At 41.9% G+C, this 5128-nt stretch carries 4 protein-coding genes and 1 pseudogene; 2 read left to right on the forward strand and 3 right to left on the reverse strand.

Going from position 1 to position 5128, the window contains the following annotated elements; all coding sequences use genetic code 11:
* From PX636_RS17090 to PX636_RS17100, 3 genes and pseudogenes are all read right to left on the reverse strand, one after another.
* Window positions 1-1041 (reverse strand): annotated as a pseudogene (locus PX636_RS17090) (signal transduction protein); the annotation flags it as partial.
* Between the two features lie 61 nt (window positions 1042-1102).
* Entirely contained in the window at window positions 1103-1534 is a 432-nt protein-coding gene (locus tag PX636_RS17095) for a DUF29 domain-containing protein (RefSeq protein WP_288027172.1), read from the reverse strand.
* Between the two features lie 166 nt (window positions 1535-1700).
* Window positions 1701-2408: a DUF8619 family protein gene (locus tag PX636_RS17100; protein WP_002740014.1), complete on the reverse strand. Its 708-nt coding sequence runs from the start codon at window positions 2406-2408 to the stop codon at window positions 1701-1703.
* A 371-nt stretch (window positions 2409-2779) separates the two neighbouring features.
* Here PX636_RS17100 and PX636_RS17105 point away from each other — a divergent pair, with 371 nt between their 5' ends.
* A complete protein-coding gene (locus PX636_RS17105; RefSeq protein WP_288117996.1) occupies window positions 2780-3508 on the forward strand; it encodes a Uma2 family endonuclease in 729 nt (242 codons plus the stop codon).
* Window positions 3505-4950 carry a precorrin-3B C(17)-methyltransferase gene (cobJ, locus tag PX636_RS17110; protein ID WP_288117998.1) on the forward strand — a complete coding sequence of 482 codons (1446 nt, stop codon included), beginning with the start codon at window positions 3505-3507 and terminating at the stop codon, window positions 4948-4950. Before PX636_RS17105 ends, cobJ begins: the two co-directional genes overlap by 4 nt.
* Window positions 4951-5128 lie beyond the last annotated feature (178 nt).

A 5128-nucleotide genomic window follows, 5' to 3' on the forward strand; every position in this document is an offset into this window, starting at 1 on the left:
TTCTAGAATATTCTTACACTTTTTTTCATCCTTATCTCTGGCATAAATACGCAATTCTATCAAAAGAGGAAGGGGAAGCAAAACACGCTGACTGAGTTCTTTTTCAGCCCAATTTAAAGCTAAATACTGCAATAAACTCGATTTTCCCGCCCCCGGATCACCTAAAATTACAGTTCGTCGGTATTCAGAAGAATTGATGATATTCAAAACAGGATCTAATTTTTCATTCAGATATTCTCGCCGTTTTCGTTCTAGTTCTGCTTGTATTTGTTCTAACTCCGCTTGAGTAATTTCTCCCCTATCTACAAGTTCCTGCAGCACTTCTTTAGGTAATTCATAAAGTTGAGGAATAAACTGTTTACATCGTCTCACATTTTGCGGCACAAACATTCGCCAGAGTTTGATTTGCTCATAAGTCGTTGTGTCTAAACATTCTAATTTAAGATGGCCATATTCCTTTTTTAAGCCTTCCGCATAGTTATCTAAATTATAATCTGTTTTAACTCCTGCTATTTCTTGAATATTTTGGCTATCTTTATCCTGTAACTTAACTAAAAAAACGGCTCTTAGCTTTTCAGAATTTTCAATAATTTCCTGAGTTTTTCTCAAATAAAATTTACCTAGTTTTTCCCAGTTAAATTCAGCAGGTAACGGGGGTAAATTAAGTCTTTGCCAAGATTGAGCTAACGTCAAAGTATCAAGAACTTGACAATCAATATCAAAAGCATCCCCTAAAATAGGTTCAACTTGTTCATCTTTAATAAAAGTCTTGAGAGGTTTTTCAAAGTTTTTAATTTGATCATCTTCCAGATCGGCCATTTCTAACTGTTGCTGAAAGAGTTCTAAAAACTCCTTCATTGCTTTGCCATAAGCTTCTTTTTGAACATCTTTTTCAGGTAAGTGTAACACTTTACCTAGACTGTTTTTAAAAAATTCCTTTCCGTAATCTTTTGCACCCTCTTTTGCCAACTCTTGCATTACTGAAAGAACAAGCGAACCTGCGGCTTGAGTAACCCCCCAGACAATTAACCAGTCAACCATGGCGATAAACTTAAGATTCTGTGGATACTATCTAAGCTTACCAACTTTAATCGTTTTTCGTCTATCGTTCCGACAAATGAAGAGAACGATTTAAAATATCCTCAATACCGTAGGGACAAACGGGGGGAAACTCTAATCCCGTCTCTCTAAAGGCATCGGCACAAGCAACAGCATAGAGTTTAAATAGGCTTTCATCGGTTAAATATCGCTTTAAACTGGGGCTATCGTCCAAATAAAGCCTAATATTAGCTCTTTCTCGCTGAATAGTTCCCAACCAACCCCTGGATCGCCGTTGAGGTTGATAGTCCCACTTTAATAAATGATGCAAAATTAATCTGAGACTAGCGAGTAAGCGATCGCGCTCCCGTTTCGACAAATCCCGCACCTCTTCGACTAAATTCTCAATATCCAACTCGGAAAACCGACCGGAGGCTAATAAATCGGCCATTTGTTCGGCCCAAAGTCCAAAGTCTTGCTCATAGGATGCCGTCATCGATTTATCTCCTTCTAAGCTCAATTAACATTATATTGAACCTCTTGCATAATTAATTTTTGATGGTTCAAAAACAGCAAAAATAAGGATTAAATTAGCCAAAATCTGTAAATTATGATTCATTGATGACTGAGAAACCGGCATCGTTTCAAAGATTGCCGAACCATTAACGGGTTTTGCGTCTTCGGATGACATTATTAGAATAACGAGAAGGTTTTGGCCGGGGTTCTTTTCCCCCTCCCAATTCGCGACTAACTTGCTGAAAAATATCCCGTCGCAGCACAGGATATTCCCCTATCCACTGGTCGAGTTGGGGAAGATGGACATCAGAAAGCTGATTGATATCCCCTAAATCGGGGTCTCGAGACATTAACAAAGCTTCGGCCACCATCCCGGGACGGATCGATTTATGGATGCGTTTGAGGGGAGCGCGAACGATCGCCGAAAAGCCAGTTTGATCACCGATTTCTAGATTAATACAGCGTTGGCGATTTTCGATAATCTCTAATTCCCCGCGTTTATTGACCCTTTCTTCTTCCCCGATTAATTCCTCGGTGACAAAAGCATCGAAAACGCGACCGCGCCAAAACCCTCCGTAGGGAAGACGACGATAGGTATTATTGCGAACACTGGCCCAGTAAACCGGACCCCAGAGCCAATATAAACCGGCGATAATGTCGAAAATCAGTTTAATTGTTAAACCACCGGGGCCGAATAAATTACCGATTAACCAAGCTGCGGTGAGAGCGATGATAGAAATGAATAAACGGCGCAGAAAATCAGACCATTTACCCCAATAGTGAGCGTACTGGGGACCTGTGGCGATAATCGGGACAATTTGCTCGATCGATTGACGGGTAAGGGGAACCAACATTATCAGTTATCGATTATCAGTTATTAGTTATAGTGTGCCTAATTGACTCGTGAATGGGTAGGCTCTAGAAGAGGACGTTTACATTTCATTTAGGTGCGCTATATCAGTTATGACAGCGTTTCTCATAACTAGATGAAGTGTAACCTAATTTGGTATCGACTACCGACTTCCCAAAAGGAAAATTTTGTACCTCATCACTAAGATAAATGGTATAGTTTTGAGTAATTGTCTATCTGTTGGTCGCCATTCATTCCATCGCTAAAAGCTCAGGAATTCCGGGAAAATTTCAGTTAAAAATTAAATCCCTTAAGAAGTCCGATGAAACAATCTATAATAAAATCAATGCTGTTTTGTTCCCAAAGACTGCCACCATGACTTCTTCCCCGGTTAAATCCTTAAATTCTCAGACTGTAACCACTCAACATTTACCCCCGTTAGAAAATGGGGATCGCTTAATTCGTCCCGAATTCGAGCGCCGTTATCAAGCTATGCCAGGATTAAAAAAAGCCGAACTGATCGAAGGAGTTGTATATATGGCATCCCCATTAAGGTTTAAATTTCATGCTGAACCCCACGGACGTTTAATCACTTGGGTGGGAGTTTATCAAGCTGCTACACCCCAAGTACAAATGGGTATTGAGCCAACAGTCCGCTTGGATATCGACAACGAACTACAGCCGGATGGGGTGTTATTAATCAGCCAAGAAAGCGGTGGAAAATCAACCCTAACTGTAGAGGGATACCTAGAAGGAGCGCCGGAATTAGTGGTAGAAATTGCCGCTAGTAGTGCCGCCATAGATTTAGGGGATAAAAAACGCGCTTATCGACGCAGTGGCATTCAAGAATACCTTATTTGGCAGGTATTTGATCAAAAAATTGATTGGTTTAGTTTAGAAAATGGCGATTATATTTCTTTGTTAGCCAACCAAGAAGGGGTGATTTGTTCTCTAGTATTTCCGGGTTTGTGGTTAGATGTTTCAGCCATGCTCAACGGCAATATGTCACGGGTGTTAGACATCTTAAAAGCTGGAATTAACTCGGTAGAACATCAAGAATTTATCCAAAAGTTAACTGCAGCGCAGTCAGGGGAAGCCAAATGAAACCTCCAGCTATTCTCATTTTAGGAGAAACCAGCCTCCCCGTTGCTCGTCAAGTGCAAATGGCCCTACCGGAAGCAGTGGTTTATGGGTTAATAGATCGTACCCATTCGGCTGATTTTACCTATACTAATTTTGGCGAAACCGTGCGAGAATTTTTCCAGACGGGAACGCCAATTATTGGCATTTGTGCGGCGGGTATTTTGATTCGCACTTTAGCACCTTTATTAACTAATAAATGGCAAGAACCGCCTGTATTAGCACTCGCAGAAGATGGCAGTGCCGTAGTGCCTTTGTTGGGGGGTTTACAAGGGGTTAATGATCTCGCTCGTCAAATTGCCTCGGTTTTGCAAATTTCCCCCGCAATTACCACCACTGGTGATATTAGATTTAAAACGACTTTATTATCGCCACCACCGGGTTATCAGTTAGTTAATCCCGATGATGCTAAGAAGTTTCTTGCCGATTTATTGGCGGGTGAAAAAGTAAAATTAATTGGTGAAGCGGACTGGTTAAAAAATAGTAATTTACCGATTTCATCAGCAGCAAAACTGAGCATTGAGATTATCGATAAAAATAACTTAAACTTGGCAAAACCTAGCACTGCCTGTTTAGTTTATCTGTATGAGGAAAGCCAGCAAATTAAGGAAAAATCCAGTTTGTCCCCAGGGGATTTTGCCCAGGAAAGTCAAGGTAAATTAGCCATAGTCGGAACCGGCCCTGGTGCGCTAAATTGGATGTCGCCGGAAGTTCGAGAAGTATTGGAAAAAGCCACGGATTGGGTGGGTTATAAAACCTATTTGGATTTGGTAGAATCCCTGCGAAAACCAGAAATTGTCCGCCATGAATCGGATAATCGGGTGGAACTTGATCGCGCAGAAATGGCCCTAGATTTAGCGGCTAAGGGGCGATCGGTTGTCTTAGTTTCTTCCGGAGATCCCGGAATTTATGCCATGGCCGCGGCCCTGTTTGAGGTATTAGAAAAAAAAGCAAAACCAGCATGGGATGCGATCGCCATTCAGGTCTGTCCGGGGATTTCGGCGATGCAAGCGGCGGCCGCGAGGGTTGGCGCACTTTTAGGACATGATTTTTGTGCGATTTCCCTATCAGATATTCTCAAATCTTGGCAGGTGATTTCTCAGCGCATTGAGTTAGCGGCCCGAGCAGATTTAGCGATCGCATTTTATAATCCTGTGTCTCAAGAGCGCACTTGGCAATTGGAGAAGGCAAAAGAGATTTTATTACAATGGCGCTCGCCGCAAACTCCTGTGGTACTAGCGCGTAATTTAGGACGAAAAGGGGAAACGGTGACGGTGAAATTCCTAAAGGATATGACTATTAAAGATGCGGATATGCGAACCATAATTTTGATCGGATCGAGTAAAACTCGCCTGATTGAGCAAGGGAAAAGCAAGCAGTGGGTTTATACTCCACGTCACTATTAAGTAGGGTTTGCGGCAAAAAGTTTTTCGGTGGGTGTAGGGTGTAGGGTGTAGGGTTTTAGCGATTTTGAGGGGGTCAATTACCTAATTTTCAGGGAAAAAGTCCCGGAATTTTACCCCCGATCACTCCGGGATCTGGTACTTTTTGGTTGACAAAAAGTCTAAAAGTCTTACCCAACAA

The sequence above is a fragment of the Microcystis sp. M53598_WE2 genome (assembly GCF_030067735.1).
Classification (GTDB): domain Bacteria; phylum Cyanobacteriota; class Cyanobacteriia; order Cyanobacteriales; family Microcystaceae; genus Microcystis; species Microcystis aeruginosa.

Coding starts and splice junctions, on each gene's coding strand:
- PX636_RS17095 (WP_288027172.1), bottom strand. CDS start 1,534: ATGACGGCATCCTATGAGCAAGACTTTGGACTTTGGGCCGAACAAATG.
- PX636_RS17100 (WP_002740014.1), bottom strand. CDS start 2,408: ATGTTGGTTCCCCTTACCCGTCAATCGATCGAGCAAATTGTCCCGATT.
- PX636_RS17105 (WP_288117996.1), top strand. CDS start 2,780: ATGACTTCTTCCCCGGTTAAATCCTTAAATTCTCAGACTGTAACCACT.
- cobJ (WP_288117998.1), top strand. CDS start 3,505: ATGAAACCTCCAGCTATTCTCATTTTAGGAGAAACCAGCCTCCCCGTT.